Below are 26,073 nucleotides of genomic sequence, written 5' to 3'. Positions count from 1 at the left end.
GGGAGATGGGACGCCAGGAACAGCCGCTCGATCCCGGACAGGGGCCCCTGGCCCGGTTCGCCTGCGACTTACGGGAACTGCGGCGCCGGGCCGGCAGCCCGCCCTACCGGGAGCTCGCCGCCCGGACCCACTACTCGGCATCCACCCTGGCCGCGGCCGCCGCCGGACACCGGCTGCCCGGGCCCGCCGTGCTGGAGGCCTTCGTACGCGCCTGCGGCGGCGACCCGGACGACTGGGAGCGGTGCCGCATCCGGACCTACGAACTCATCACGAGCCCGCCGGCGGACCCGGACCCGCACTTGGAGCCGACCCCGGGCCCGTCCTTGGAGCCGGCCCCGGCCCCGGCGGCGTCGCGCCGGGTCTTCGGGAGGCTCCGGCGGGCGGCCCCGCGCCGGTCCACCGGGTTCGCGGTCGTCCTGGCCGTCGTGATGACGTTCGCGGCGCTGGTACCCGGGGATTCGGCCGCGCTGGAGTCCGTATCCGGTACCGGCCGGCCGCAGGACGCGGCCCTCGCCGCGGTCGGCCTCCGACTCCGGGGCGACGCCCGGTGGTTGCGCACCGACAGCGACATCCCGACGCGCTACCGGAGCCTGATCGTCCAGGCCGGCACCCTGTGCGGCGTCCCTCAGATCACACCCGCCCTGATCGCGGCCATGCTCCAGGCCGAGAGCGGGTTCGACCCCGGACTGAGCGACCCGGACAAGGACGAGTACGGCATCGCCCGCTGGACGCCCCGCGTGCTCCGGTACTACCTGCCGCCCGACCGGCAGAGTACGGTCCCCACCCCGCCCCTCACCCCCGAGGACTCCATCCCGGCGCTGGGCAGGATGCTCTGCGCCATCGCGCCGGAGCTCGAAGGGGTCCCCGGCGACCCGGCGCTCAACCTCGCCGCCGCCTACCGCACCGCCACCTGGACCGTGCGGCAGCAGGACCCCGGGCTCCGCCGCATCCAGCCCTACCTCGACCGGGTCCGCGCCAACGTGCAGCGCTACCGCCCCGAGCCGAACGCCTCGTAGGCCTGGCGGGTGAGCCGGGTGAAGGCGTGGGCGGCGGCGCTCTGGTAGGCGCTGTCCCGGCGCAGCAGGGAGACGGTGCGGGCCGGGAGGGCGGGGGTCAGGGGGACGGGGCGCAGGCCGGTGTGGTCGTGGGTGAGGGCTTCGGGGAGTACGGAGGCCAGCGGGGTGCGCCGCACGATCTCGGTCAGGGCGTTGATGGAGTTGGCCTGGACCGCGATGCGCGGCTGGACGCCGTGCTCGGCGAGGTAGCCGTCGATGTGGGTCCGGGTGGCGAAGTCACCGCTGAGTAGGGCCAGTTGCTGCCCGGCGAGCTCGCGCACCGGCAGGGGAGCGGTACGGCCGGCGTACGGGTGCGCGGTGCCGACCACGAGGCCGAGGGTCTCGGTGAACAGCTCGGTGGCGGCGATGCCGGCGGGATGGGGCCGCTGGAAGGCGATGCCCAGGTCGAGTTCGTCGGCGAGGAGCGAGGCTTCGATCCGGTCCTGGGTCATCTCCCGGACGTCCAGGGTGATTTCGGGGTGGCGGGTGTGGAACTCCGCGGCGAGGGGGCCGATCAGGTAGGAGGTGAAGGTGGGGGTCATCGCCAGGCGCAGGTTGCCGCGGGAGAGATCGGCCAGATCGCTGACGGCGCGCTCCGCGGCGGCGAGGTCCTGCAGGGCGTGGCGCGCGTAGTGGACGTAGGCCTGACCCGCGTCCGTGAGCAGCACGGTGCGGCCGGTGCGGTCCAGCAGCTGGGCGTTCACGGTCCGCTCCAGCTGTTTGATCTGGTGCGACAGGGTCGGCTGCGAGACGCGCAGCTCTTCGGCGGCTCGGGTGAAGCTGCCGTGTTCGGCGACGGCGAGCAGGTAGCGGAGGTGACGCAGTTCCGGGGCCATGCGGTCAACTATAGATGGCATCGATAGGAGGCATGGATATTGCGTCTTGGACGCTATAGGGGCAGGTCATGCATGGTGGATCTCGTCAGCCCGAACGGGCGACACACACCGAAGGGAGTGACCATGCGAGACCTCGCCACGGGCGTCGCGCGCTTCCGGCAGGACGTCTTCCCGGCCAAGGCGGACCTCTTCGCCCACCTGGCGGCCACCCACCGGCCGACGACGCTCTTCATCAGCTGTTCCGACGCCCGCGTAGTCCCCGAGCTGATCACGCAGAGCGAGCCGGGGGAGCTGTTCGTCATCCGGACCGCGGGAAATCTGGTCCCCGCCCACGCTCCGGGCTCGGACGGGGTCGCGGCCAGCATCGAGTACGCCGTCGCCGTCCTCAACGTTTCGGAGATCGTCGTCTGCGGCCACTCCGCCTGCGGTGCGATGACCGCCATCGCCGAGGGCCACGACCTCACCGCGCTGCCCACGATCGCCGACTGGCTGCACCACGCGGACGCCTCCGGCTCCGGCTCGGGCTCCGGTGCCGACAGGGTCGACGCGCTGGTGCGAGCCAACGTGGTGGCCCAGCTGGCCAACCTGGCCACGCACCCCTCGGTGGCCCGCGCCCTGGCTCGGGACGCGGTCACCCTGCGCGGCTGGGTCTACGACATCCCCACCGGAACGGTCGTCGAGCTCGGCCCCGCCACGGCCCGGCCCGCCCCTCTCGCGGTCTGACCCCACCTCCTACTTCTTCCCCCCACATCCGGTATCCCGGACACAAGACAAGGAATCCATCCCATGGTGCACGCCCAGTTCGACCCGACCGCCCGCCAGAACCTCGCCGTCGCGGCGGTCGAAGCCAAGACCCGCAAGGACCTCTCCTGGCAGCAGATCGCCGACGTGACCGGCCTGTCGGTGGCGTTCGTCACCGCCGCCCTGCTCGGTCAGCACCCGCTGCCGGCCGAGGCCGCGAAGGCGGTGGCCGGCCTGCTGGGCCTGGACGAGGACGCCACGATGCTGCTCCAGACCATCCCGACCCGCGGTTCGATCCCGGGCGGCATCCCGACGGACCCGACGATCTACCGGTTCCACGAGATGCTCCTGGTCTACGGCACCACGCTCAAGGCCCTGGTGCACGAGGAGTTCGGCGACGGGATCATCAGCGCGATCAACTTCAAGCTCGACGTGAAGAAGGTCGCCGACCCCGACGGCGGTCACCGCGCCGTCATCACCCTGGACGGCAAGTACCTCCCCACCCGGCCCTTCTGATCTGACCGGCTGCTGGGGTCCGGGCTCCCTGGACCCCAGTAGTTCGAATTTGAACGGTAGGATGGAGGTCACCCAGCCGAGCCAGTCCCTCCGAATCAGCGGGAGCCCCGTCGCATGTCCGTCCGCCGCCTGAACCACGCCGTCCTCTGGATCCGCGAGGTCGACCGTTCCGTCGAGTTCTACACCGAGGTCTTCGGATTCCAGGTCGACCACCTCATACCCGGCCGGGCCGCCTTCCTCAGCGCCCCGGGCAGCCTCAACGACCACGATCTCGGGCTCTTCGCGCTCGGCGCCGACGCGCCCGGCCCCGAGCAGGGCCGGGTCGGCCTCTACCACCTGGCCTGGGAGGTCGGCACGCTCGGCGAGCTCGCGGAGCTGGGCCGCGTGCTCACCGAGCGCGGGGCGCTGGTCGGCGCCTCGGACCACCTGGTGTCGAAGTCCTTCTACGCCAAGGACCCGGACGGCAACGAGTTCGAGCTGATGTGGCGCGTCCCCCGCGAGGACTGGCCCGCCGAGGACGCCGACCTGCGCCCCGGAGCGCTCGACCTGCAAGCCGCGATCGAGCGCTGGGGTGCCGATCTCGCGACGGGTTCGGCGGCGGGCTCCGCCAGCTGAGCGGCCCGTTCCGCCGCGACGCGCCCAGGAGGCCCCGCGGGCTCACGCGGACGGCGTCGGCGGCTCCGCCCGTCCCACCGTGTCGAGCAGCAGCTTCGCCGCCACCGTCGTCCCGTCGGTACGGATCGTGCCCGCCACGGCGGCCGCCCGGGCGTGGATCTCGGGGGTCAGGGCGCTCTTGAGCGCGGCCGACAGGGATTCGAAGGTCGGATTCGGCCCTTCGTGGGCCGCGCCGATGCCGAGCGATGCCACCCGGTCGGCCCAGTACGGCTGGTCCGCCAGCTGCGGGACGATCACCTGCGGCGCGCCCGCCCGGGCGGCCGTCGTGGTCGTGCCCGCGCCGCCGTGGTGTACGACGGCGGCCACCCGGCCGAACAGGGCCTGCTGGTTGACCTCGCCGACGGCCAGGCAGTCGTCCCGGTCGTCGGCGAGGGCGAGGTCCGCCCATCCGCGGGAGACGAGCACGCGGTGGCCCTGCGCGCGGACGGCGCCGACGGCCGCCGCGGCTACCTCCTGCGCGTCGCGCACCGGCATGCTGCCGAAGCCCACGTACACCGGCGGTGCGCCGGCCTCCAGGAACGCCTCCAGCTCGGCCGGGAGCGGCCGCTCGTCCGGCTTGATCCACGCGCCGGTCTGCACCACGCCGGAGCCCGCGGGCTCCGGCTCCTGTTCTTGCTCCAGCTCCGGCCAGGGGCCGAGGACGGGGTCAGCGGCCAGCCACGGGCGGTCCGTGAAGACGTGGTCGCGGACGTCGTCCACCGGGGGCAGGCCGATCGACGCCCGGAGGGAGTTGATGCCCCCGCCGAACAGCTCGTTCATGTTCTCGGCGTTCAGGTCCCACAGCACCTGGTTGTCGGTCACCTCCGGCGGGACCTGCCGGCCCGGCCACACGAGCGGAGGGTGGTGCGGAGACGGCAGGTAGGTCGGGAAGTAGGACACGAACACATAGGGGATGCCCAGCTTGTCCGCCACCGACCGCGCGGCGGCCGCGGCCGGCATCAGGCCGGTCGCCACCACTGCGTCGAACCCCCCGGCCACCGCGGCGAGCGACGCGTAGGTCGCGGCGGTGATCCGGGCCGCGCGCTCGGGCAGGGTCAGCGCCACCTGCGGCTTCGGCTCCCTCACCGCCTCCGTCGCCATCTCGCGGATCGACTGGCCGAGCGGCACCAGCGGGAGGCCGGCGCCGTCCAGCAGCTCCGCGAAGTCCGGCGGCGCGCACATCTGCACCTCTGCGCCCAGCGCCCGCAATCGCAGCGCGAATCCCGCCATCGGTTCGATGTCCCCGCGAGACCCGTACGCCACCAGCAACACCCGCATGCGCAGCTCCAACTTCGGTTGATTTCCACCTAGTCGGACGATTGTGCGGCAGGAAGGGGATCTTGCCGCAAGCCCCCCTGTGCGCTATATCTTGAGAGTGGAAAGGAGCGGGCATTGCCCCCTTTCCCCATCCCCCTTCTCCCTCATTGCGAAGACCCGCCGCGGAACGTCCGGCGGTAGGTGTCCGGGGGCACGCCGACCGTCCGGTTGAAGTGCCGGCGCAGCGTCGTCGCGGTGCCCATGCCGGTGGCCGAAGCGATCGCGTCGACACTGTTGTCGGAGTTCTCCAGCAACTCCTGTGCGAGGCGGATCCGTTGGGTCAGCAGCCATTGCAGGGGAGTGGTCCCGGTCGCCGCCTTGAAATGGCGGCCCAGGTGACGCGAGCTCATCCGGGCCCGGCGGGCCAAGTCCTCCACGGTCAGCGGCTGGTCGAGCCGTTCGATCACCCAGGGCAACAGCTCGGACAGCGGGTGGTGGTCCTCCTGGGTGGGCACCGGGCTGGTGACGAACTGGGCCTGACCGCCGGCCCGGAGCGGCGGCACGACCAGGCGGCGGGCGGCCGCGTTGGCGATGGACGAGCCGTGGTCGAGGCGGACGAGGTGCAGGCACAGGTCCAGCGCGGCGGCCTTGCCGGCCGAGGTGAGCACGCTGCCGTTGTCCACGTAGAGCACGTCCGGGTCGACCTCCACCCGCGGGTAGCGGGCGGCCAGGGCCTCGGTGTGCGCCCAGTGCGTGGTCGCGCGCTTCCCGTCCAGCAGCCCGGCCGCCGCCAGCACGAACGCGCCCGTGCAGAGCGAGGCCACCCGGGCGCCCGCCTCGTGGGCCGCGCGCACCGCGTCGACCAGGTCGCCGGGTGGCTCCACGTCCACGTCGGCCCAGGCGGGGACGATCACGGTGTCGGCGCGCCGCAGCCGGTCGAGCCCGTGGCCGGGCTCCAGCCGGTACGGCCCGATCCGCACGGAGCCCGTCCCGCAGACGGAGACCTCGTACCAAGGATCGACCACACCGGCCGGGAAGGCGGCGGAGGCGGCGGAGGCCGGGGCGGCCGGCGGTGAGCCGAAGATCTCGTACGCCACGGACAGTTCGAAGTGCAGCATCCCGTCGGTGACGGCCAGCGCGACAGTATCCATGTCCGAAAGTGTACGCGTCACGTCGTTCCAGACACTCGTGCGAGGTGTCCGCCGCTGCCAGGATGGCCGCAGTGGATCATTCGGGCACGAAGGGGGAGAACCCAATGGGAACGGCGCAGACGGTGACGGTGTTCGGCGCGTACGGGCACACCGGGCGGTTCGTGGTGGCCGAACTGCGGGAGCGCGGCTTCCTCCCGGTGCTCTCGGGCCGCGACCCCGGCAAGCTGAAGGAGCTGGCGCGGTCCCATCCCGGCCTTGACGTCCGGCCCGCGTCGGTGGACGATCCGGCTTCGCTCGACCGGGCGCTGGCCGGTGCGGCGGCCGTGGTCAACTGCGCCGGGCCCTTCGCCACGACCGCCGCCCCGGTGATCGAGGCGGCGCTGCGCGCCGGGATCCCGTACGTGGACGTCGCGGCCGAGATCGAGGCCAACGTGGACACGTTCGCCCGGTTCACCGACCGCGCCCGTGCCGAAGGAGCGGTGATCCTCCCCGCGATGGCCTTCTACGGAGGCCTCGGCGACCTGCTCGCCACCGCGGCGATGGGGGACTGGACCGGGGCCGACGAGGCGCACGTCGCGTACGGGCTGAACAGCTGGCACCCCACGGAAGGGACGCGCGCCGCGGGCAGGGTGTCCCGGGAGCGGCGCGGCGGCCGACGCGTCCGGTACGCGGGCGGGCGGCTGGAGTACCGGGACGACGCGCCGCCCACCCTGGAATGGGCCTTCCCCGACCCGATGGGCACCCGGCCCGTCATCGGGGAGTTCACGATGGCCGATGTGGTCACCATCCCCAGTCACCTGGCCATCCCCGAGGTGCGCAACTACATGGCGACGGAGGCGGCCACGGACCTGTCGGCCGCGGACACCCCGGCCCCGACCGCCGTCGACGCCAGCGGCCGATCCGCACAGACCTTCCTCGTCGACGTACTCGTGCGCTCCGGCGGCGCCGAACGGCGCGCCGTGGCCCGGGGCCGGGACATCTACGCCGTCACGGCGCCGCTCGTGGTGGAAGCCGTGTCCCGCATCCTCACGGGACGGACCAGGACGGTCGGCGTCGCCTCCGCGGGTGAGCTCTTCGACGCGCCGGACTTCCTCCGCGCGCTGTCCTCTCACATCTCCTTCGAACTGCGCCCAGAGACGACCTAGCGCGGTGCCCGCAGCCCGGACCCTGCCGGTCCTGCGGGCACCCGCCCGGTCAGTTGCAGTTGACGATGAGCGAGGTGAGCGCGGTGCAGGTACGGCTGCTGCTGTCGTTGGCCGGGTTCGGGTCGGCCGGGCTGCTCGCGGTACGGGTGGCGGTGACGGTGTAGGCGGTGCCGAGGCTGAGGAGCGCGACGGGCGCCGTGAAGCGCCGGGTGGTGCTCGCGCCCGGGGCGAGGTTGGTCACGGTGCAGGTGACGGCGCCCGCGCCGACGGTGCAGTTGGGGCTGGTGGCGCTCATGGGGGCGGTCAGAGGCGCGGTGACGGTGCCCGTGGCGGCCGTGGCGGGCCCGTTGTTGGTGACGGTCAGCGTGTAGTCGATGTGCCCGTTCAGCAGGCCGGGCACGGCGGTGGCCGTGAGGGTGACCCCGAGGTCGGCGGCCAGTGTGGGGGTGATGGTGAGGGAGACGGGCGCGTAGCCGGTGGCGAGCGTCCCGGTGACGGCGTTGGTGACGGTGTCGATCACGGACAGGCTGTCGCCGCGGTAGTTGGCGACGTACAGGTGTTTGCCGTCGGGGGTGAGGGCGGTGTCCACGGGTGAGGATCCGACGGGCACGGTCGCCAGGACGGTCCCGCCGGCCGTGTCGATGACGGAGACCGTGGCGGAGAGCACGTTGACGACGTAGACGCGGGTGCCGTTGGGAGAGACGGCCACGGCCTGCGGGTATTGGCCGCCGGTGCCGAGCGTGCCGACGACGGCGTTGGTGGCGGTGTCGATCACGGAGACGGTGTTGCTGGAGTTCCCGGTGACGTAGAGGCGGGTGCCGGCCGCGTTGACCGCGAGTCGCCGGGGATCGCCCGCGACGGGAATGCTCGCGGTGACGGTGTTGGTGGCGGTGTCGATCACGTCGACGCGGGCGTCCGCGGTGCGGGTGACGTAGACGCGGGTGCCGGCCGGGTTCACCGCCACGTACGACGGGTTCCCGGCGACGGGGATGCCGGCGGTGAGGGTGTTGGTGTCGGGGTTCAGGACGTTCACCGACTGGGCCGACCGGTCGGCGACGTAACCGCGCTTGCCGTCCGGGGTGAAGGCGATCTGGGCCGGGGACTGCCCGAAGGGGAACGTGGCCGTCGCGGTGTTGGTGGCGGTGTCGATCGCCGTCAGCGTGGCATCGGCGGAGTTCGAGACGTACACCCGGGAGCCGTCCGGGGTGGTCGCGGCGTGGGTGGGGCCGTCGCCGACGGGGATGGTGGCGAGGGTCGCACCCGTGACGGTGTCGATCGCCGACACGCTGTCGGCGTCGTTGTTCGCGACGTAGACGGTCGGGTGCGCGGGCGCGGCGCCCTGCGCCGAACCGGCCGCCGCGGTCAGCGTGCCCGCGGCGAGCACCGTGGCCGCCGCCCAGGTCGTGACGGTGCGGGGCAGCCCGGATCGGCGCAGCCCGAATCGGTGCGGCCCGAATCGGTGTAAGGCCGCGGGTCTGATCGTCGCGTCCATGCTCATGGTGATGGTTCCTCCCCAGTTGGGCCCCTGCCTTCGGAGTCGGGGGCCCGTCATGCGGGCGCCGTGCCGTCGAGTCGCCGGCACGCGTCGCACATGATTTTGGCCGCCCGGAGCCGGAGACGAGGGGCTCTTGGGGCACCCGTTACGTCAGGCCGCGGCCTCGCCGAGCACTCCGGCTATGCCCTGGGCGAGGCAGGGGATCCGGTCCGCCCCGATGCCCGCGATGTTGACCCGCCCCGAGGTCGTCCCGTAGACGGCGTACCGGCTGCGCAGCCGGATCATCTGCTCCGGGGTGAGCGGCAGCATCGAGAACATCCCCTTCTGTCGCGCGAGCACATCCGCCTGCGCGCCCCAGCCCAGGGCGCTCAACCGGGTCGTCAGTTCGGTCCTGTTGGCGGTGATCCGGCGCCGCATCCCGTCCAGTTCGGCCTGCCAGACGGCCCGCAGCCCCTCGTCCCCGAGGACGGCCGTGACGATCGCCGCGCCGTGCTCCGGCGGCATCGAGTAGAGCGTCCGGGCGGCGTTCTGCAAGGCCGTCTCGGCGTGCCGCAGGGACTGGCGGGACGCGCCGAGCACGACGGCGCAGCCGGTGCGGTCGCTGTAGAGGCCGAAGTTCTTCGAGCAGCTGATGGCGAGGAGCATCTCCGGAACCCGGTCCGCGAGCATCCGGGTCGCCGCCAGGTCGGCCTCCAGGCCGTCGCCGAGCCCGTGGTACGCGAGGTCGACGAACGGAACCCAGCCGTCGCGGACGGCGAGCGCCGCCAGCGCCTCCCAGGTGTCCGTGTCCGGATCGACCCCGGTGGGGTTGTGGCAGCACCCCTGGAGCAGGACGACGTCGTCGCGGCCGGCGCCCTCCAGGTCCCGCAGCATGCCCGCGGCGTCGGAGCGGCCCGCCGCGTCCACCCAGCTGTACGTGCGCACCCGCAGCCCGGCGGCCTCCAGGATGGGCCGGTGGTTCACGTACGCGGGATCGCTGATCCACACCGTGGTGCCCGGCCGGGTCCGGCAGATCAGATCGGCCAGGAGCCGCAGCGCGCCGCTGCCCGCGACGGTCTGGACCGCCACGGCCCGCTCGGCCGCCGCGCCGGACCCGAACACCATCGACAGCATCGCGCGGTTGAAGGCGGTGTTGCCGGAGAGCCCGCGGTACTCCTTGGACTCCGAGCGCTCCGCCAGGCGTATCTCGGCCTCGCGCACGGCCGCCATGACCGGGGTGGCGCCGGCGTCGTCGCGGTAGACCCCGAGGACGAGGTTCAGGCGCTCGGGCCGCGCGTCGGCGTGGAAGGCCTCGGTCAGGTCCCAGAGCGGGTCGACGGGCGGGGGGAGGAGCAGCTCAAGCATGTACGGGACCCTTGGAGTCGGGGTGCGGGCTGGGGTCGGGGAGGGAGTGCGGGAGGGAGCCGGGCCGGGGGCGCCGGTTGGCGAGCACGACGCCCGCGGTGATGAGGGGTACGCCGATCAGCACGGTCGGGGTCGGCGACTCGCCGAGCAGCGGCACCGCGAGCAGGACGACCGCGACGGGACTCAGGCTGCCGAAGACGGAGCTGCGCTCCGCGCCGAGCCGGCGGATGGCGAACGCGTACAGCAGGCCCGCGCACAGACCGACCCCGAGCCCCTGCACCACCAGGAACAGGGCGATGTCGCCGCCCGCCGCCGAAGCCAGGCCGGTGGGAAGCACCCCGGTCAGCACGAGCACCGCGATGACCACGAAGGAGGGCAGGCACAGCAGGCCTATCGACCCGACGGGGTCGAGGTCCACCTCCTTGAGCCCGACCGTGTACAGGGCCCACAGTCCGCTGGCGACGAGGAGGATCCCGGCGCCGGCCAGTACGTGCGTGTCCAGCGGGACGACGTAGCGCCAGACCAGGGCGACCACGCCGGCCGCGATCAGTACGAGCCCGGCCGCCTGCGTCCCCCGGGGTGCGCCGCGCCCGGCGGCCACCATGAGCGCGCAGACGAAGAGCGGGACCATCCCGGGGACGATCGAGCCCACGAAGGCGGCCGAGGTCAGGGAACCCCCGTACATCGCCGCCAGGAAGAACGGCACGCCCGCACCGCAGATGATCTTGGCCGCGGTGGCCGGGCGCACCGCCATGATGCGGCGGCGGCGCCGCCACAGCGCTGGGGCCAGGACGAGCACCGGGACGCCGAAGCGCAGCAGGGCGGCGTCGGCGGGCAGCAGGGAGGAGGCGCTCAGGGCCCGCGCGCTGAGCGCGAAGGCCGCCCAGATGGCCACGGTCACCAGCAGCGCCACCATGCCCCGCGCCTGCGGGGAGAGCCGCGGGGAGAACCGCCCGCGGCCTGCGGCCCCGGTGTGCGGGGGCGTCGTCGCGGGTCTGGCGTTGGTGGTGACCAAGGAGATTCCTCCAGCCTCAGGGGCCGGATCCGGCCATGGGGCAACGCTAGGCCTTTCCTCGGGGCAGTCGATTGCGAGTTCTGCCACTCAGGCATAGCTTTGGGGCAGAATCTGCCAAGGAGTGACCATGGACGCAGTCGATCTGCACATCATTCGCGAGTTGCAGGCCGACGGGCGGCTCTCCAACCAGGACCTCGCCGACCGGGTCCGGCTCTCCCCGTCGCCCTGTCTGCGCAGGGTGCGGCGCCTGGAGGAAGCGGGCCTGATCAGCGGATACACGGCGATGGTCGACCAGGTCGGCTTCGGACTCCCGATCACCGTCTTCGTGCGGATACGGCTGGAGCGCCACACGGGTGAGGCGGTCAGGGTCTTCGAGGAGCACGTCGCGGTCATCGAGCACATCCAGGACTGCTACCTGATGGCCGGAAGCAGCGACTACCTGCTCCGGGTGGTCATCGAAAGCCTCCAGGCGTACGAGGCCCTCGTGCGCGACCGGATCCACGCCATCCCCGGAATCGCCTCGATCGAATCGAGCTTCGCGTACGGCAGCGTGAAACAGTCCCGGATCTACCCGAGCCCGAGCCCGAGCCCGAGCGCCCGGTGAGCCCCGGGCGCCGGGGGCTCCCCGTGAGCCCCGTTCAGAGCTCCCCGGCGTCCGGCAACTGCTGCTCGGACCAGATGATCTTCCCCTCGGGGGTGTAGCGGACCCCCCACCTCCGGCTGATCTGAGCCACCAGGAAGAGCCCGCGGCCCCCCTCGTCGGTGGTGGCGGCGTACCGCAGGTGCGGCGTGGTGCTGCTGCTGTCGAAGACCTCGCAGGTCAGCACCCGGTCATGGAGCAGGCGCACGCGCACCGGAGCCCCGCCGTGGCGGATGGCGTTCGTGACGAGTTCGCTGAGCACGAGCTCCGTGCCGAAGGCGAGCTCGGACAGCCCCCATTCCTCCAGCCGCTCCACCGCCCGGGCCCGGACGGCCCCGACGGCGCTCGGTTCGAAGGGCACCTCCCACTCCGCGATGTGCTCCGCCCCCAGTGCCCGGGTCCGCGCGACCAGGACGGCCACGTCGTCCCGGGGCCGCACGGGCAGCAGCTTCTTGAGGATCGCCCGGCAGGTCTCCTGGGGCCCCCGGTCGGCGTGGGCGAGGGCCGAGCGGAGCAGGTCGAGCCCCTCCTCGATGTCGCGGGCGGGGTCTTCGATCAGCCCGTCGGTGTACAGCACGAGCTGGGTGCCCTCGCTCAGGTCCAGCTCCGCCGACTCGAAGGGGAAGCCGCCCAGCCCCAGGGGCGCGCCCGGGGGCAGGTCCGGCATCTCCACCGTGCCGTCCGGCCGCACCAGGAACGGTGGCACGTGCCCCGCGCGGGCCACCGTGCAGCGCTGGGTCACCGCGTCGTACACGGCGTAGAGGCAGGTGGCTCCGAGCAGTCCGTCCTCGACGTCGCCCTCCACGCTCTGGTCGATGTACTGGACGAGGTCGTCGAGCCGGGCGAGGAGTTCGTCGGGAGGCAGGTCCAGGGAGGAGAAGTTGAGCACGGCGGTGCGCAGCCGGCCCATGGTGGCCGCGGCGTGCAGGCCGTGGCCGACGACGTCGCCCACGACGAGCGCGACCCGGCCGCCGGGGAGCGGGATCACGTCGAACCAGTCGCCGCCGACCCCGGAGTGCGCGGGCAGGTAGTAGTGCGCCACCTCCACGGCGCTCTGCTCTGGCAGGTCGCGCGGCAGCAGGCTGTGCTGGAGCGTCACGGCCAGGGCGTGTTCGCGGGTGTAGCGGCGGGCGTTGTCGATGGTGATCCCGGCCCGCGCCACGAGCTCCTCCGCCAGCGACAGGTCCTCCTCGTCGAAAGGGGCAGGTTTGCGCGCGCGCCAGAAGTTGACCACGCCGAGGACCACGCCGCGGGCCTTGAGGGGGGCGGTGATCAGCGAGTGGATCCCGTAGTCGATGATCTGCTGCGCCCTGGGAGGGTCCTGGGCGTGCCAGCCGGGTGCGTCGGCCAGGTCGGCGACCACCTCGGCCCGGCCGCTGCTGAGGCCGCGCGCCTGGGGCGTGGAGGGCAGGAAGTCGATCAGCTTGCCCATCGGGTAGAGGGGCGAGTCCTTCCGGATGCCGCTGACCCCGGTGCGGCGCAGGTCCGCCGACGGGGTGGGCTCGTCCCCGTGGAGGACGGGCTCCGCCAGATCGACGGTCACGTAGTCCGCGAAGCGCGGTACGGCGACATCGGCCAGCTCCTGGGCCGTCCGTTCCACGTCGAGGGTGGTGCCGACGCCGACGCCGGCGTCGTACAGCAGCCTCAGCCGCCTGCGGGCCGCGTCGGCCCTGGCGCTGAGGACGCGCATGTCGGTGGAGTCGCGGATGGTGACGGCCGAGCCCTCGGGCCCGCCACCGGGTCGGGTCGGCCGCTGGTTGATCACCAGCAGCCGCTCCCCGGCCTCGTGCACCTCGTCGGTGGCCTCCCGGCCGGACAGCAGCAGGTCGGACAGCTGCCGGTCGAGCCCGGGCAGGTCCCGGACGTACGCGCCTTCGGCTCCGGGCCCCAGCCTGAGCAGCCGCTTCGCCTCGTCGTTCGCGAGCAGCAGCCGCCGGGCGCCGTCGATGATCAGCACGCCCTCCCGCACGGAGTGCAGCACCGCGTCGTGGTGCTCGTACATCCGGGTCATCTCCAGCGGGCCGAGTCCGCCGGTCTGCCGGCGCAGGCGCCTGCTGATCAGCGCCGCGCCCGCGGTGGCCAGGGCGAGGCCCGCGGCGCTGGCGCCGAGGATGACGGGGAGCTGCCGGTCGAAGGCTCCGGTGACGTTCTCCACGGTGAGGCCCGCCGAGACCAGCGCCACGACCCGGCCGTCCGCGCCGTTCCCGGAGAAGACCGGCACCACGGCCTGGATCTCGTTGCCCAGGGGGCCGTGCACGCTCTCGGTGTAGACCCGGCCGGCCAGCGAGGGGCCGATCGTGCCGACGAACCGCTTGCCGATGCGGTCGGGCAGCGGATGGGTGTAGCGGATCCCCTGGGTGTCCATCACCACGATGAAGTCCACTCCGGAGGCCTTGCGCGTCGCCTCGGTGATGGGCTGGAGGATGGCGGAGGGATCGGGGGACCGCAGGGCCTCGCGCAGCCCGGGTGCGTGGGCGAAGCTCTCCGCGACCGCCACGGAGCGGGTGCGGGCCTCGCGGTCGATGTCGCGGCGCGACTGGAGTACGAGGGCCAGAACGGCGGCGGCGGCGAGCAGCACCACGATCGCCACCTGGAGGACGAATACCTGGCGGGCGACGCTTCGCGGGCGCGTTCTGCTCAGTGACCGCACCGACGTCCCCGGTACGGGTTGCAAGGACCGGTCACGAACCAGTTGTAGCACTCCCGGTCGCCCGGGGTGCGGCGGCCGGGCGCCGCGCGCCGCGGGGGGAGGCGTACCGGAGCCAAACTATCTTGACGTCAAGATTATTTTGGGGCAGGCTGCGCGATGTATCTCGACATCGAGATACATTCGCGAGCGTGTGGGGGACTGGGATCGTGCGGGGGACTGGGATGCGGCGGGGCACGGAGACCCGGAAGGACGAGCGGGGCCAAGCCGGCCTGCTGGCGCAGTTGCGCCGGCCACCGGGAGGCAGGGACGCGCGCATCATGCTGTTCGCCCAGCTGCTGGACCGGACCGGTACGGGGGTGTGGGCCGCGTCCTCGGTCCTGTACTTCACCTTCGTGGCCGGACTGGACGCCCGGCAACTGGGTCTGCTGCTGGGCGCGGCCGGAGTGGCCGGCATCGCCGGCTCACCGCTCGCGGGCCACCTGGCGGGGCGGTTCCCGGTGCGCTCGCTGCTGATCGCCAGCCACCTCCTGCGGCTCGTGACCCTCTGCGCGCTGCTCGTCGTCACCAGCTTCCCCCTGCTGCTGCTCGTGGTCGCCGTCACCTCCCTCGGCGACCGGGCGGCCAAGACGCTGGAGATGCTCTTCGCCACCCGGGTGGCGGGCGAGCGCCGTTCCACGTACCAGGCGCTGTCGCGCAGTTCGGCCAACGCCGGCTACGGGATCGGCGCGGGCATCGCCGCGATCGGTCTGGCCGTGGGGACCGAGGGTGCCTACCAGGCGCTGATCCTGGGCAACGCGCTGTCGTTCCTGGCGGCCGCCGCGCTGGTCTGGCGCACCCGGGAACCGCGCGGCCACGGGCACGTGGCGGCGCGGACCGGTGACGGCGCCGCCGCGGTGGACGGACCGCCCGCCGAAAGCCCCTGGCGGGACCGCGGATACCTCCGGTTCGTCCTGCTGGACATCCCGCTGAGCCTGGACGACTCGATCCTCAACGTCGGGCTGCCGCTGTGGCTGGTGGACCACACCGACGCACCGCACGCCCTGGTCCCGGCCTTCCTCGTGATCAACACCGTGCTCGTCGTCCTGCTCCAGATCCGCGTGTCGGCCAGGGTCGAAGGGCCGCGCCGGGCCACGGGAGCGGTCCTCGTCTACGGGCTCACGCTGCTCGCCTGCTGCGTCCTCCTGGCCGCGTCGACGGGAGGAGGCTCCTGGACCGCCTCGGCCGCCCTGCTGGCCGCGGCGGTGCTGGTCACCGCGGCGGAGCTGATGCGCTCGGTGACCTCCTGGGAGCTGGCGGTCTCCCTCGCGCCCGAGCGGGCGAGGGCCTCCTACCTCGGAGTGGCGGGCATGGCCCAGTCCGTCCAGAAGTCCGCCGGGCCGCTGCTGCTGACGGGCGCGGTGATGACGGCCGGACCGGCGGGCTGGCTCGTACTCGGGGCGGCGGTGGCGGGCCTGTCCGTAGTACAGCGGCGCTCCAGTGTACGAAGGCTCGCGGCGATGACCTCGGCGGCCGAGAGCGCCGCCGAGTCCGCCGAGGCCGCGGACGGCGCCGGCACCCCCGGACACAGGGTCGGTTGAAAATCCCCGACCGCCCGGAGGGTTCAGGCGGGAGGAGAGGCGAGGCGGGACGCGAGGCGGAACCGCATCTCGGCCGCGGTCCGACGGACGTCCTCGGGCTGGCCGTCGTCGTCCAGGAAGCCCAGGAGCACCATCAGGGCCCTCGCCTCGTCCCCGCTGATCAGCTTCAGGCGCTGCTCGGTGGCGCCGTCGAGCAGGATGTCGAGGAGTTCGGAAGTCTCGTCCATACCGGCAACAACGCCGACGGCGCCGGGCGGGTCACGCGGTGGCGGCCCGCCGCTCGCGCCACCAGTCCACGGTCGTCTTGACCTGTTCGCCGACGGGGGTGGCCCGCAGGGCGAACTCCGCCTCGTAGGCGCTCGAATCAACGACGAAGGGACGGTCGAACTGATACCGGATCTCCTTCAGTTCGCGGATCATCGGGGAGAACAGCGAGGACACACCCAGCACTGCCGGCGGGATCCGGCGCACCGCGACCGGTCCCGATCCCGCCTGGGTGGAAAGGAGGCCGGTCATCTCCCGTACGGACAGGGCCGGTTCCGTCGGGACGTGCCAGGGCCGCCCCCAGGCCCGTTCCTCCGCGGCGACCTCGACCAGCGCGCCGGCCACATCGGGGAGGTAGGTCCAGCTGTGCGGGGCGTCCGGGTCGCCGAGCGCGGAGACCGGCTTGCCGCGCAGCAGCCCCGGCATCACCCGCGCCGCCAGGTGGCCGCCATCGGTCACCGAGGGCCCGAAGAAGTCCGAGGCCCGCACCTCGACCGCGCGGATGCGGCCCTGGTCGTGCAGGTTCCGCGCCTGCTCCCACACGGAGGCGCGCACCCGGCCCTTGGGGCCCGTGGCCGCGAGCGGCAGGTCCTCGGTCATGGGAACGTCCACCGGGCCGTAGCCGTAGAGGTTCCCCAGCATGACCAGCACCGCCCCGGTCGCCTCGGCGGCGGCGCAGAGCGAGGAGGCGAGCGGCGGCCAGGCGCTCGCCCAGCGCGGGTAGGGATGCCCGGCGCAGCTGTAGATCGCGGCCGCGCCCCGCGCGGCTTCGGTCAGCCGCCCGCTGTCCGACGCGTCGAACGCGACGTGCTCGATCCCCGGTTCGGGGCTTCGGCCCGACGAGGTGACGACCCGCACCGTATGGCCCTGCTCGGCCAGCAGCCGAGCCGTGGCGGCACCGGCGGGCCCGAATCCTATGACGACATGAAAGCTCACGCCCAAACCCTAAACGGTCTCGGGGAAGTGGGTTACGGCCGTTGCCCGTTCAGCGCTCGCCGTCGAAGCTCCACGCCTCGATGTCGCGGTAGTGGATCGGCCCCGGGCCGCGGCCGATGTTGCTGCCGACCAGGTGCAGGCGTTCGGCCGGCCACCGGCGCCCCGTGAACGCGGCGAGCCCGCTGGCGGCCTCCGTGGCGCTGGACCGATCGTCGCGGCGGGAGCGCGCCAGTGTCAGGTGGGGGCGCAGCGGGCGGCCCTCGTAGGGCACGCCGATGTCCCTGACCACGTCACGGACCTCGGCGGCGAGCTGGTGCAGCCCTTCGAGCTCTCCCTCGATGCCGGTCCACAGCACCCGCTCGTCGAAGTGCCCGCCGCCGCGCATGGCCAGTTCCAGGGGCCGGCGCGTCGCCGCGAGGCCCGCGAGCGGCGGCCGCAGGAGCGCGGCCGTCGCGACGGGGAGCTCGCCGAGGAACGCCAGGGTGATGTGCCAGTCCTCGATGCGGTTCCAGCGCATGCGCGGGTACGCCTCGTAGGCGGGCCGCAGTTCCCGGGCCAGCTCTTCCTTCGCGTCGTCGGGCGGGGCGAGCGCTATGAAGACGCGGATGGTCGGGGGCTGGATCTGTTCGTTCACGAAGGAATTCGTACACCATCGGCCACCCCGCCCACAGGTCCCGGTGACGGGCGAGCCGATCCGTGCCGTGCCACGCTGTTCACATGCCCCGGGGTCCGGGGAGACGGCAGCCGCGACGAACGGAGCGTGCTGTGGGAAATCCGATCCGCGGTGCGGCGCCGTGGCGCCGTGCGGCCGCCGGGTGCGCCGCCCTCCTGCTGGTGACGCTCGCACTGAGTACGGGGGCCCGCGCGGCCCCGTCGCCTTCCCCTTCCCCTTCCCCTTCCCCTTCCCCCTCCCCCTCCCCGTCGCCGTTTCCGTCCGGCGTGGGGGATCCGGGCCGACTCGACCCGCGCATCACGGAGATCATGCGGAAGCCGGAGTACCGCGATGCCCAGTGGGGCCTCCTGCAGAGCGAACCGGCCGGCGGGCGGGTGGAGCACAGCCTGTTCCCCGGGCAGTTCTTCATCCCGGGCTCCACCGCGAAACTGTTCCCCGTCTCCGGCACCTGGCGCACCCTCGGCACGGACCACCGCTCCGTGACCCCCGTCTACGCGGTGGGGGAGCGCAACGGGACCACGCTGACCGGCGACCTCGACCTCGTCGCCCAGGGAGACCTCACCCTCGGCGGCCGGACGCGCCCCGACGGCACGGTCGCGTACACAGACCTCGACCACACCTACGCCAACGACTTCCCCGGGGCGACGCTCACCCCGCAGAACCCGCTCGCCGGCATCGACCAGCTCGCGGCGCAGGTCCGCCACTCCGGCATCACGCGCGTCGACGGCGACGTGCTCGTCGACAGCCGGCTCTTCGACCCCGACCCGGTCCTCGTCCCCACCCCGACACCGCTGATCGTCAACGACAACCTCATCGACCTGCTGACCACGCCCGGGGCCGGTCCGGGCGCGAAGGCCCGGGTCGACTGGCGGCCCAAGGTCGCGCCGTACGAGGTCACCTCCACGGTGACGACCGTCGCGGCCGGGAAACCGGCCGGGGTCACGGTGACGGCCACCGACGGCGGCACCCGGATCCGGCTGTCCGGCACCATCGCGGCCGACGCCGAGCCGCTGCTGCGCACCTCCCCGATCACGGATCCGGACGCCTTCGGCCGGACCGCGCTCATCGAGGCGCTGGGCCGGGCCGGGGTGAAGGTCACCGCCGCCGCGACGGGACCCAACCCGGCGGCCCGACTGCCGCGCGACTACGCGGGCCGCCCGCGGGTGGCGGCGTACACCTCACCGCCGTACGCGCAGTACGCGAAGCTGATCCTCAAGGTCAGCCACAACCTGGGCGCCAACCTCGGCATCTGCCTGATGGCCGTCACCACCGGCAGCCACCAGTGCGCCGACGGCTTCCCGGTGCTGGCCGCCTTCCTCGACCGGGTGGGCGTCGACCGAAGCCAGGTACAGCTCATGGACGGCCGGGGCGGCAACCCCGCCGACCGGGCCACGCCCCAGGCACTGGTGCAGATGCTGGCCTATTGGCAGCGCACCCCGGACGCCAAGCTCTTCCGGGAGGCCCTGCCCGTCCTCGGGGTGGACGGTCTGCTGGCCGACAACTGCCGGAGCTGCCCGGCGCGCGGCAAGGTCTTCGCGAAGACCGGCGCGGCCGTCGGAGGGGACTCCCTGAACGACCGGTTGGCCGTCGGCGCCATCACCATCGCCGGCTACCTCGACAAGGGCGGCGGCCGCTTCGACACCTTCTACGCCGGGGTCAACGGGGCGTCCACACCGACCACGAACCCCGCCGGCATCTTGTCGATCGCCAACGACCTCGCCCTGATTGCCGCCTACCTCCAGGAGTCGCCCTGACCGTCGGCCCTCCGGCAGTTGCTCGCCTAGGACTCTTAGGTTAAAACTAGGAACCCTAGGAAAGGTGGAGGCGTATGGCGCGGGCAGGGCTGACGCCGGAGCGGGTGACGATCGCGGGCGCCGAGCTGGCGGACGAGGTCGGACTCGACCGGGTGACCATGTCGCAGGTGGCGCGGCGGCTGGGCGTGAAGGACGCGAGCCTCTACGCGCACGTGCGCGGCCTGGAGGACCTGCGCGGAAGGATCGCGCTGCTGGCGGCGGACGAGAAGACCATCCGCATCGCGGAGGCCACCGCCGGGCGGGCGGGCAAGGACGCGCTCGTCGCGTTCGCCGACGCCTGGCGGGAGTACGCGCACAGCCACCCCGGCCGCTACGCGGCGACGCAGGCCGGGATCCGCATCGACCCCGAACTGGCCGCACGGGCGCCCGGACCGCGGCGCGCGGTCGAGCTGACCTACGGAATCCTGCGCGGGTACGGACTGGCCGAGCCCGACCTGACCGACGCGGTCCGGTTGCTGCGCAGCACGTTCCACGGGTTCGTCGCCCTGGAGGCAGCCGGCGGGTTCGCGCACGAGCGCTCGCCCCAGGACTCCTGGATCCGCGCCCTCGACGCCCTGCACACCCTCCTGGAGCACTGGCCCCCGTCCCGAGAAGGAGTCCCCTCATGACCGCCCCGACCATCGGCAGCCTGCGCGTGAACGGCGCGACCCTGCACTACGAAGTGCGGGGCCGGGGCCCGCTCCTGCTGCTGATCCCCGGAGGGACGGGCGGCGCGGCCGCCTTCGACGGGGTGGCGGAAGAGCTGGCCGCCGAGTACACCGTCGCGACCTACGACCCGCGCGGCATTCACCGAAGCCCACTGGACGATCCCGAGGCCGAGCAGCGGGTGGAGGAGCACGCCGACGACGCCCTGCGCCTGCTGGAACTGCTGTCGCCCGGTGAACCGGCCCGGGTGTTCGCCGCCAGTTCGGGCGCGATCGCCGCCGTGCACCTGCTCACCGCCCATCCCGGCTGCGTCGAACGCCTCGTAGCGCACGAACCGCCGCTGGTGGAGGTCCTCCCGGACGCCGCCGCGCACCGCGCGCTCCTCGCACGCGTGCAAGAGGCGTTGCGCACGCAGGGGCTCATGCCGGCCATGGCGGTGTTCGCCGCCGGACTGAAGAAAGCCGGCGAGACCGGCGACACCGGCGACAGTGACGGGCCCAAGGCCGGGGTGCGGCTTCCGCCCCAGGCCGCGGCACGGGCCGAGCAGACGATGGCCGACCTGCCGTACTTCGTCGGGCGCATCGTGCCCGCCTTCATGTCCTACACCCCGGACATCCGCCGGCTGGAGGCGGTGTCGGACCGGCTCGTGCTCGCCTGCGGCCAGGACTCGCGCGGCGAACTGCCGTACCGTCCGGCCGAGTTCCTGGCCGGACGGCTCGGTACGGAACTCCTGCACTTCCCCGGTGGACACACCGGCCTGACCACGCACCCCGCCGAGTTCGGCGAACTCCTCCGGAAGGTCTTCCGGGGGTAACCCCGGCGGCGCGTTCCGAGTTGAAATCGATGCCAGACCTTGATGTTCCGCCTGCCGTTGTCGCTTCGATATCCGTTCGGAATGACTTCGACAGCTCCAACAGCCCCTCTCATGCGTCCAATTCAACACCGACGACGCTTCGAGGGAGCAGCTGTGACGCCTCATCAGGACCGCGCACCTCGCACACCCCGCCCAGCCCGGAGAAGAAGGCGCGGCAGGCTGATCGCCGGACTCGCCGCGGCCGGACTGCTGCTGACCGGCTGCGGATACAGCGGAGGCGGAGGCTCGAACGGGGCCTCCGCCGAACGCGGCTGGAACGGCGGCGCCGCGAGACCGAGACCCGCGGCACCCTCCCCCGGAGGCGGCGCCGAAGGAGAGTCCGACGGACGGCTCCCCACCGCCCCGCCCCCCGACTACCTCTCCACCTTCGGGCTCGACGTGGACACCGCCAGTTACGGGTACGCCCGCCGCACGCTCGCCGACGGCCACCTCCCCGACCCCGCCACCGTCCGCCCCGAAGAGTTCGTCAACAGCTTCCGGCAGGACTACCCGGAGCCCGACGGCGACGGCTTCTCGGTCACCGTCGACGGCGCCCGGACCGACGACCCCGGCTGGTCCCTGGTCCGCGTCGGCCTGGCCACCCGCTCCGCGGGACACGGTGCGGACGGCGAGGAGCGCCGCCCGCCCGCCGCCCTCACCTTCGTCGTCGACGTCTCCGGCTCCATGGGGGAGCACGGCCGACTCGACCTCGTCCGCACCTCCATGAACCTGATGACCGACCAGCTGCGCGACGACGACTCGGTCGCCATCGTCGCCTTCAGCGGCAAGGCCCGTACCCGGCTCGCGATGACCCGCGTCGAGGGCCACCGCGACCAGATCCACCGGATCGTCGACGGACTGAGCGCCGACGACTCCACCAACGTCGAGGCGGGCATCACCCGCGGATACGACGAGGCGGTCAAATCGCTGCGGCCCGGAGCCACCAACCGGGTCGTCCTGCTCTCCGACGCCCTCGCCAACGTCGGCGCCACCTCCGCCGACGCCATCCTCAAGCGGATCTCCGGCGCCCGTACCGAGCACGGGATCACCCTGTTCGGCGTGGGCGTGGGCAGCGAGTACAACGACGCCTTCATGGAACGCCTTGCCGACCGGGGCGACGGCCACACCACCTACGTCTCCGACACCGAAGGCGCGCGCAAGGTCTTCTGCGACGAACTCCCCGCGCAGATCGAACTGCGGGCCCGGGACGCCAAGGCGCAGGTCTCCTTCGACCCGCAGACCGTCGAACGGTTCCGGCTCATCGGCTACGACGACCGCAAGGTCGCCGACGAGGACTTCCGCAACGACAAGGTGGACGGTGGCGAGGTCGGTGCAGGTCATACGGTGACCGCCCTGTACGCGGTACGGCTGCGCCCCGGCGCGACCGGGCACGTGGCGACGGCGACGGTGCGCTGGTTGGACCCGCGCACCCGCGCCCCGCACGAGGCGTCCGGCGGGGTAGAGGAGACTGCGCTACGGGGAGACCTGTGGACCGAGGCGCCCCCGCGCCTCCAGGTCACGGCGGTGGCGGCCTACTTCGCCTCCGCGCTGCGGGAGCGCGGCGGCGGCTGGGAGCGGGTGCCGGGCGCAGTCTCTCTGGACCAGCTCGCCGGTCACGCACAGCGGCTGGCGGACCGCACGGAGGACCCCGAAGTGCGTCAACTGGCGGAGTCGGTCCGTCAGGCCGGCCGACTGCCCGGATGACGTGGTGCGCCCCCCTCGTCCCGCGGGGCGGGTCGTAGGCTGATGGTCCGGCGGATCTCCGTCCCGCCGGACCCCCGGTGAAAGGACCACGTCATGAGCGCCAAGGCCCGCAAGCTCTTCGACGCGCTGGATCTCAACAGTGACGGCGTCCTGACGCGCGCCGAGGTGATCAGCGCCCTGCGTACGAAGGGACCCACCCTCGCCGCCGCAGGGGACCTGCCCTTCTGGGGAGTGGGTGACGCGGACGCCTCCTCGGCCCTCTTCGACCGGGCCAACCTGGACGGTGACGGGGTCCTGACCTTCGAGGAGTTCGAGCGCGAGGTCGACCGCCGCTTCGGCTGGTAGCCGGCCCGGCCCGGCGAGGCGAGGCGAGGCCCGGCCCGGCGCGTGCGTCACGTCACCGCGCGCTCAGCCCGTGGCGGCGCCGAACCACCGGGGCAGGTGGTCGAGCAGGTCCCGCTGGTCCTCGCCGGCCCAGGCCACGTGGCCGTCCGGCCGCAGCAGCACCGCGGGAACGTCCAGCTCCTCGCTGACGTCGACCACGTGGTCGACCCGGTCCGCCCAGCCCGCCACCGAGAGCCGGCCGGTCTGGTCGAGCAGCAGTCCGCGGCCGCCGTGCGTCAGCTCGTAGAGGCGACCCCGCTTCAGCCCGATGTCCCGCAGCCGGCGACCGAGCAGTTCGTGGCCCTCGCCGAGGTCGTAGCGGATCCCGATCGCGATGATCTTCTCGGTCAGGTGCCGGTTCACGTTCTCGAATTCCATCAGTTCCGAGAGCAGCCGGCGCAGCGCCCTGGCGTTCGGTTCGGGGGACATCAGCTGCATCTGCGCACGGGTGTTGTCCAGCACGTCGGCGGCCACCGGGCGCCGCTCGGCGTGATAGCTGTCCAGCAGCCCCTCCGGTGCCCAGCCGTTCACCTCGGCGGCGAGTTTCCAGCCGAGGTTGAACGCGTCCTGGACACCGAGGTTGAGCCCCTGCCCGCCCACCGGCGGGTGTACGTGCGCCGCGTCGCCGGCCAGCAGCACCCGGCCGGTCCGGTAGCGCTCGGCCAGCCGGGTGGCATCGCCGAAGCGGGACAGCCAGCGCGGTGAGTGGGCGCCGAAGTCCGTGCCGCCGGCCTCCCGCATCCGCTGCTTCAGCTCGTCCAGGGTCGGTGGGACCCTGCGGTCCTCGGCCACCCCGGCGGCGGGCGCGACCACGCGGTACGTCCCGTCCCCGAGGGGCATGGCGCCGAACCACAGCTGGGTCTTGCGGACTTCGGCCACCACGGCGCTGACCGTCTCCGGCGGCGCGGTCAGCTCCACCTCGCCCAGCAGCGTATCGGCCCTGGTCGGCTCGCCGGGGAAGTCGACGCCGAGCAGCTTGCGCACCGTGCTGCGGCCGCCGTCGCAGCCGACGAGGTAGCGCGAGCGCAGCTCCGTACCGTCGGCCAGCCCGACCGTCACACCGTGTGCGTCCTGGCTCAGCCCGACCAGTCCGCAGCCGCGCCGGATCTCGACGCCGAGCTCGGTGGCGCGCTCGGTCAGCAGGCGGTCGACGGTGGTCTGCGGGATGCCGAGGACGTACGGATGCGCGGTGTCCAGCCGGTCCGGCGCCGGCTTGGTGATGCCGGCGAAGAACCCGCCGACCGGGTACTGCCGGCCGAGCGGGAGGAACCGCTCCAGCAGCCCGCGCTGGTCCATCACCTCGACGCTGCGCGAGTGCAGCCCGAGCGCGCGCACGACCCTGGTCGGCTCCGCTTCCCTCTCCAGCACTACGACGCGCACACCGTGCAGCCGCAATTCGGCGGCCAGCATCACGCCGGTCGGTCCTGCGCCGGCAACGATCACGTCAATTACGTCAATTACGTCGGTCACGAATACCGCCCCATTCGACAAGCCGAATCCCTGATTTCCGCGGTTCTGGATTCGAATGGCGATTTTGCGGCATGAAGGGGGCCTTGCCGCAAGGCCCCCCGTGCGCTATATGTTGAGAAGGGCAAGGAGCGGCCAATCTCCTTGCCCTTGTCTTTTGCCCCGAGGTGTGGAAACGGTGGCCTCGGGACCCTCACACGTCGCGGCGGCGTACGACGACCACGGCGAGGGCGATGGCGATCAGCGGCCAGAGGGCGAACACGGCCCAGGCGCCGGGGAGGGTGGCGCTGTAGCCCAGGGAGTCGGGATTCGGCTCGTATGTCTGGACGAGGCGGGCCCAGGCGGACGACACCATCGTGTGCTTGACGTCCGCCGACCAGCGGTTGCTCTCGGAGAACATGGGGGCGAGCATCAGCAGGCCGAAGACGGTGGCAAGCATGGTCCCGGCGGCGTGCCGGATCAGGACGCCGAGGCCCAGGCCGGTCAGGGCGCACACCGGGGCCAGCAGCGCGGAGGCCAGCAGCGGGCGGAACACGTCGGGGTGGGTGATCGCGACGGCGGCGCCGTGCCCGTTCAGGATGGCCTGGGAGACGAGGAAGGATCCGAGGGCGGCGGCCGTGCCGACCGCGGTCCACAGCAGGGCGGTGACGACCGCCTTGGCCAGTACGACCGCGCCTCGGGCGGGGACGGCCGCGAAGGTGGTGCGGATCAGGCCGCTGCTGTATTCGCTGACGACGGTGAGGGCGCCCATGCTGCCGGCGAAGAGCATCAGCGTCATGTAGCCGGGCGACGAGAAGGAGTCGTAGGCCAGGAAGCTGCCGGGTTCGGAGCCCGCGGCCTTGTCGGCGAGCGTGGCCACGGCGGCGGATCCGATGACGAAGAGGGTGATGAATGCCAGGGCCCACGGGGTGGAGCGCAGGGACCGCGTCTTGATCCATTCGGAGGCGACCAGATCGCGGAAGCGGGCGGGCGGATCCAGAAGGTACGGCGTGGACGAGGAGGAGGACGCGGCGGAGGGGGCGAGTGTGGTCATCGGGGCTGTCCTGCCTGGTATTCGACGCTGTCGGCGGTGAGTTCCATGAAGGCCTCTTCCAGGGAGGCGGTCCGGGTGGTGAGTTCGGTGAGGAGGATTCCGTTCTCGAAGGCGAGCGTGGCGATCCGGTCCGAGGGGAGTCCGGTCACGGTGAGTTTCTCGGCGCCCGCCGAGCCCTCCGGCTCGACCAGGCCGCCCGCGGCGGTCAGTACCGCGGTCAGCTC

At 72.7% G+C, this 26,073-nt stretch carries 24 protein-coding genes and 1 pseudogene; 12 read left to right on the top strand and 13 right to left on the bottom strand.

The annotated features are described in order from the left end of the window. The first annotated feature begins 5 nt into the window (after nt 1-5). Nucleotides 6-1,016 (top strand): helix-turn-helix domain-containing protein, encoded by a 1,011-nt coding sequence (locus ACFXDJ_RS04715; RefSeq protein WP_384847786.1) that lies wholly within the window; start codon nt 6-8, stop codon nt 1,014-1,016. Here ACFXDJ_RS04715 and cynR read toward each other — a convergent pair. Beyond that, nucleotides 989-1,891, bottom strand: a complete 903-nt coding sequence (gene cynR, locus ACFXDJ_RS04710) for a transcriptional regulator CynR (RefSeq protein ID WP_384656988.1) — start codon at nt 1,889-1,891, stop codon at nt 989-991. The two genes, ACFXDJ_RS04715 and cynR, sit on opposite strands and share 28 nt — an antisense overlap. A 123-nt stretch (nt 1,892-2,014) precedes the next feature. Here cynR and ACFXDJ_RS04705 point away from each other — a divergent pair, with 123 nt between their 5' ends. The 3 genes from ACFXDJ_RS04705 to ACFXDJ_RS04695 all read left to right on the top strand — a co-directional run bounded on the left by ACFXDJ_RS04705 (nt 2,015) and on the right by ACFXDJ_RS04695 (nt 3,763). Next, the gene (locus ACFXDJ_RS04705) at nt 2,015-2,614 is read left to right on the top strand and encodes a carbonic anhydrase (RefSeq protein ID WP_384656985.1); all 600 of its coding nucleotides are present in this window, start codon (nt 2,015-2,017) and stop codon (nt 2,612-2,614) included. Nucleotides 2,615-2,677: 63 nt separating this feature from the next. Then, a complete protein-coding gene (cynS, locus tag ACFXDJ_RS04700; RefSeq protein WP_384656982.1) occupies nt 2,678-3,148 on the top strand; it encodes a cyanase in 471 nt (156 codons plus the stop codon). A gap of 114 nt (nt 3,149-3,262) precedes the next feature. Beyond that, nucleotides 3,263-3,763, top strand: coding sequence for a VOC family protein (locus ACFXDJ_RS04695; protein ID WP_384847783.1), 501 nt, complete (start codon nt 3,263-3,265; stop codon nt 3,761-3,763). Between the two features lie 42 nt (nt 3,764-3,805). On the opposite strand, the gene ACFXDJ_RS04690 is transcribed toward ACFXDJ_RS04695, so the two are convergent. After that, on the bottom strand, nt 3,806-5,080 hold the full coding sequence (locus tag ACFXDJ_RS04690) for a glycosyltransferase (protein WP_384656976.1): 1,275 nt from the start codon (nt 5,078-5,080) through the stop codon (nt 3,806-3,808). Nucleotides 5,081-5,223: 143 nt separating this feature from the next. After that, nucleotides 5,224-6,210 (bottom strand): helix-turn-helix domain-containing protein, encoded by a 987-nt coding sequence (locus ACFXDJ_RS04685; protein ID WP_384656973.1) that lies wholly within the window; start codon nt 6,208-6,210, stop codon nt 5,224-5,226. A 104-nt stretch (nt 6,211-6,314) separates the two neighbouring features. On the opposite strand from ACFXDJ_RS04685, the gene ACFXDJ_RS04680 reads away from it, so the two are divergent. Further along, nucleotides 6,315-7,355: a saccharopine dehydrogenase family protein gene (locus ACFXDJ_RS04680; protein ID WP_384656970.1), complete on the top strand. Its 1,041-nt coding sequence runs from the start codon at nt 6,315-6,317 to the stop codon at nt 7,353-7,355. Between the two features lie 49 nt (nt 7,356-7,404). On the opposite strand, the gene ACFXDJ_RS04675 is transcribed toward ACFXDJ_RS04680, so the two are convergent. From ACFXDJ_RS04675 to ACFXDJ_RS04665, 3 genes are all read right to left on the bottom strand, one after another. Beyond that, nucleotides 7,405-8,853: a beta-propeller fold lactonase family protein gene (locus ACFXDJ_RS04675; RefSeq protein ID WP_384656967.1), complete on the bottom strand. Its 1,449-nt coding sequence runs from the start codon at nt 8,851-8,853 to the stop codon at nt 7,405-7,407. 147 nt (nt 8,854-9,000) lie between these two features. Continuing rightward, complete coding sequence (locus ACFXDJ_RS04670; RefSeq protein WP_384656965.1) at nt 9,001-10,194, bottom strand: aromatic amino acid transaminase; 1,194 nt, start codon at nt 10,192-10,194, stop codon at nt 9,001-9,003. Then, a complete protein-coding gene (locus ACFXDJ_RS04665) occupies nt 10,187-11,209 on the bottom strand; it encodes a DMT family transporter (RefSeq protein ID WP_384656962.1) in 1,023 nt (340 codons plus the stop codon). Before ACFXDJ_RS04665 ends, ACFXDJ_RS04670 begins: the two co-directional genes overlap by 8 nt. Before the next feature lie 127 nt (nt 11,210-11,336). Between ACFXDJ_RS04665 and ACFXDJ_RS04660 the strand changes: the two genes are divergently transcribed. Then, nucleotides 11,337-11,813, top strand: coding sequence for an Lrp/AsnC family transcriptional regulator (locus tag ACFXDJ_RS04660; protein ID WP_384656959.1), 477 nt, complete (start codon nt 11,337-11,339; stop codon nt 11,811-11,813). Nucleotides 11,814-11,847: 34 nt separating this feature from the next. Here ACFXDJ_RS04660 and ACFXDJ_RS04655 read toward each other — a convergent pair whose 3' ends face one another. Then, a complete protein-coding gene (locus ACFXDJ_RS04655; RefSeq protein WP_384656957.1) occupies nt 11,848-14,499 on the bottom strand; it encodes a SpoIIE family protein phosphatase in 2,652 nt (883 codons plus the stop codon). A gap of 317 nt (nt 14,500-14,816) precedes the next feature. Here ACFXDJ_RS04655 and ACFXDJ_RS04650 point away from each other — a divergent pair, with 317 nt between their 5' ends. After that, complete coding sequence (locus tag ACFXDJ_RS04650) at nt 14,817-16,076, top strand: MFS transporter (protein WP_384656954.1); 1,260 nt, start codon at nt 14,817-14,819, stop codon at nt 16,074-16,076. A gap of 23 nt (nt 16,077-16,099) precedes the next feature. Here ACFXDJ_RS04650 and ACFXDJ_RS04645 read toward each other — a convergent pair whose 3' ends face one another. The 3 genes from ACFXDJ_RS04645 to thpR are packed head-to-tail and all read right to left on the bottom strand — an operon-like array spanning nt 16,100 to nt 17,910. Then, the gene (locus ACFXDJ_RS04645; RefSeq protein ID WP_384656951.1) at nt 16,100-16,303 is read right to left on the bottom strand and encodes a hypothetical protein; all 204 of its coding nucleotides are present in this window, start codon (nt 16,301-16,303) and stop codon (nt 16,100-16,102) included. Between the two features lie 31 nt (nt 16,304-16,334). Continuing rightward, a complete protein-coding gene (locus ACFXDJ_RS04640) occupies nt 16,335-17,276 on the bottom strand; it encodes an NAD-dependent epimerase/dehydratase family protein (protein ID WP_384656948.1) in 942 nt (313 codons plus the stop codon). 49 nt (nt 17,277-17,325) lie between these two features. After that, nucleotides 17,326-17,910: an RNA 2',3'-cyclic phosphodiesterase gene (gene thpR, locus ACFXDJ_RS04635; protein WP_384847780.1), complete on the bottom strand. Its 585-nt coding sequence runs from the start codon at nt 17,908-17,910 to the stop codon at nt 17,326-17,328. A gap of 347 nt (nt 17,911-18,257) precedes the next feature. Here thpR and dacB point away from each other — a divergent pair, with 347 nt between their 5' ends. The 5 genes from dacB to ACFXDJ_RS04610 all read left to right on the top strand — a co-directional run bounded on the left by dacB (nt 18,258) and on the right by ACFXDJ_RS04610 (nt 23,310). After that, nucleotides 18,258-19,703, top strand: a complete 1,446-nt coding sequence (gene dacB / locus ACFXDJ_RS04630) for a D-alanyl-D-alanine carboxypeptidase/D-alanyl-D-alanine-endopeptidase (RefSeq protein ID WP_384662427.1) — start codon at nt 18,258-18,260, stop codon at nt 19,701-19,703. A gap of 74 nt (nt 19,704-19,777) precedes the next feature. Then, complete coding sequence (locus tag ACFXDJ_RS04625) at nt 19,778-20,371, top strand: TetR/AcrR family transcriptional regulator (protein ID WP_384662429.1); 594 nt, start codon at nt 19,778-19,780, stop codon at nt 20,369-20,371. Next, nucleotides 20,368-21,222 (top strand): alpha/beta fold hydrolase, encoded by an 855-nt coding sequence (locus ACFXDJ_RS04620; protein WP_384662431.1) that lies wholly within the window; start codon nt 20,368-20,370, stop codon nt 21,220-21,222. The genes ACFXDJ_RS04625 and ACFXDJ_RS04620 overlap by 4 nt, the downstream gene beginning before the upstream one ends. Nucleotides 21,223-21,333: 111 nt before the next feature. After that, on the top strand, nt 21,334-22,965 hold the full coding sequence (locus ACFXDJ_RS04615) for a VWA domain-containing protein (RefSeq protein ID WP_384662434.1): 1,632 nt from the start codon (nt 21,334-21,336) through the stop codon (nt 22,963-22,965). A 93-nt stretch (nt 22,966-23,058) separates the two neighbouring features. Further along, nucleotides 23,059-23,310: an EF-hand domain-containing protein gene (locus tag ACFXDJ_RS04610; protein WP_384662437.1), complete on the top strand. Its 252-nt coding sequence runs from the start codon at nt 23,059-23,061 to the stop codon at nt 23,308-23,310. A gap of 63 nt (nt 23,311-23,373) precedes the next feature. Here ACFXDJ_RS04610 and rox read toward each other — a convergent pair whose 3' ends face one another. The 3 genes and pseudogenes from rox to ACFXDJ_RS04595 all read right to left on the bottom strand — a co-directional run. Further along, nucleotides 23,374-24,819, bottom strand: a complete 1,446-nt coding sequence (gene rox / locus ACFXDJ_RS04605) for a rifampin monooxygenase (protein ID WP_384662440.1) — start codon at nt 24,817-24,819, stop codon at nt 23,374-23,376. Between the two features lie 190 nt (nt 24,820-25,009). Next, nucleotides 25,010-25,849, bottom strand: a complete 840-nt coding sequence (locus ACFXDJ_RS04600; protein WP_384847777.1) for an ABC transporter permease — start codon at nt 25,847-25,849, stop codon at nt 25,010-25,012. Further along, nucleotides 25,846-26,073 (bottom strand): annotated as a pseudogene (locus tag ACFXDJ_RS04595) (ABC transporter ATP-binding protein); the annotation flags it as partial. The pseudogene ACFXDJ_RS04595 and the gene ACFXDJ_RS04600, both read right to left, overlap by 4 nt.

This window comes from Streptomyces sp. NPDC059443 (assembly GCF_042750105.1).
In the GTDB taxonomy this organism is placed as follows: domain Bacteria; phylum Actinomycetota; class Actinomycetes; order Streptomycetales; family Streptomycetaceae; genus Streptomyces.
Note: the sequence above shows the minus strand (reverse complement) of the source record. Positions and strands in the feature narration are given on the sequence as shown.

Bases quoted from the DNA above. Each gene is read 5' to 3' on its own strand.
- ACFXDJ_RS04625 (WP_384662429.1), top strand. From the start codon at position 19,778: ATGGCGCGGGCAGGGCTGACGCCGGAGCGGGTGACGATCGCGGGCGCC.
- ACFXDJ_RS04650 (WP_384656954.1), top strand. From the start codon at position 14,817: ATGCTGTTCGCCCAGCTGCTGGACCGGACCGGTACGGGGGTGTGGGCC.
- ACFXDJ_RS04705 (WP_384656985.1), top strand. From the start codon at position 2,015: ATGCGAGACCTCGCCACGGGCGTCGCGCGCTTCCGGCAGGACGTCTTC.
- ACFXDJ_RS04660 (WP_384656959.1), top strand. From the start codon at position 11,337: ATGGACGCAGTCGATCTGCACATCATTCGCGAGTTGCAGGCCGACGGG.
- ACFXDJ_RS04600 (WP_384847777.1), bottom strand. From the start codon at position 25,849: ATGACCACACTCGCCCCCTCCGCCGCGTCCTCCTCCTCGTCCACGCCG.
- cynR (WP_384656988.1), bottom strand. From the start codon at position 1,891: ATGGCCCCGGAACTGCGTCACCTCCGCTACCTGCTCGCCGTCGCCGAA.
- ACFXDJ_RS04690 (WP_384656976.1), bottom strand. From the start codon at position 5,080: ATGCGGGTGTTGCTGGTGGCGTACGGGTCTCGCGGGGACATCGAACCG.
- cynS (WP_384656982.1), top strand. From the start codon at position 2,678: ATGGTGCACGCCCAGTTCGACCCGACCGCCCGCCAGAACCTCGCCGTC.
- ACFXDJ_RS04715 (WP_384847786.1), top strand. From the start codon at position 6: ATGGGACGCCAGGAACAGCCGCTCGATCCCGGACAGGGGCCCCTGGCC.
- dacB (WP_384662427.1), top strand. From the start codon at position 18,258: ATGCGGAAGCCGGAGTACCGCGATGCCCAGTGGGGCCTCCTGCAGAGC.
- ACFXDJ_RS04620 (WP_384662431.1), top strand. From the start codon at position 20,368: ATGACCGCCCCGACCATCGGCAGCCTGCGCGTGAACGGCGCGACCCTG.
- ACFXDJ_RS04670 (WP_384656965.1), bottom strand. From the start codon at position 10,194: ATGCTTGAGCTGCTCCTCCCCCCGCCCGTCGACCCGCTCTGGGACCTG.
- ACFXDJ_RS04610 (WP_384662437.1), top strand. From the start codon at position 23,059: ATGAGCGCCAAGGCCCGCAAGCTCTTCGACGCGCTGGATCTCAACAGT.
- ACFXDJ_RS04615 (WP_384662434.1), top strand. From the start codon at position 21,334: ATGCGTCCAATTCAACACCGACGACGCTTCGAGGGAGCAGCTGTGACG.
- ACFXDJ_RS04680 (WP_384656970.1), top strand. From the start codon at position 6,315: ATGGGAACGGCGCAGACGGTGACGGTGTTCGGCGCGTACGGGCACACC.
- ACFXDJ_RS04675 (WP_384656967.1), bottom strand. From the start codon at position 8,853: ATGAGCATGGACGCGACGATCAGACCCGCGGCCTTACACCGATTCGGG.
- ACFXDJ_RS04695 (WP_384847783.1), top strand. From the start codon at position 3,263: ATGTCCGTCCGCCGCCTGAACCACGCCGTCCTCTGGATCCGCGAGGTC.
- ACFXDJ_RS04645 (WP_384656951.1), bottom strand. From the start codon at position 16,303: ATGGACGAGACTTCCGAACTCCTCGACATCCTGCTCGACGGCGCCACC.
- ACFXDJ_RS04685 (WP_384656973.1), bottom strand. From the start codon at position 6,210: ATGGATACTGTCGCGCTGGCCGTCACCGACGGGATGCTGCACTTCGAA.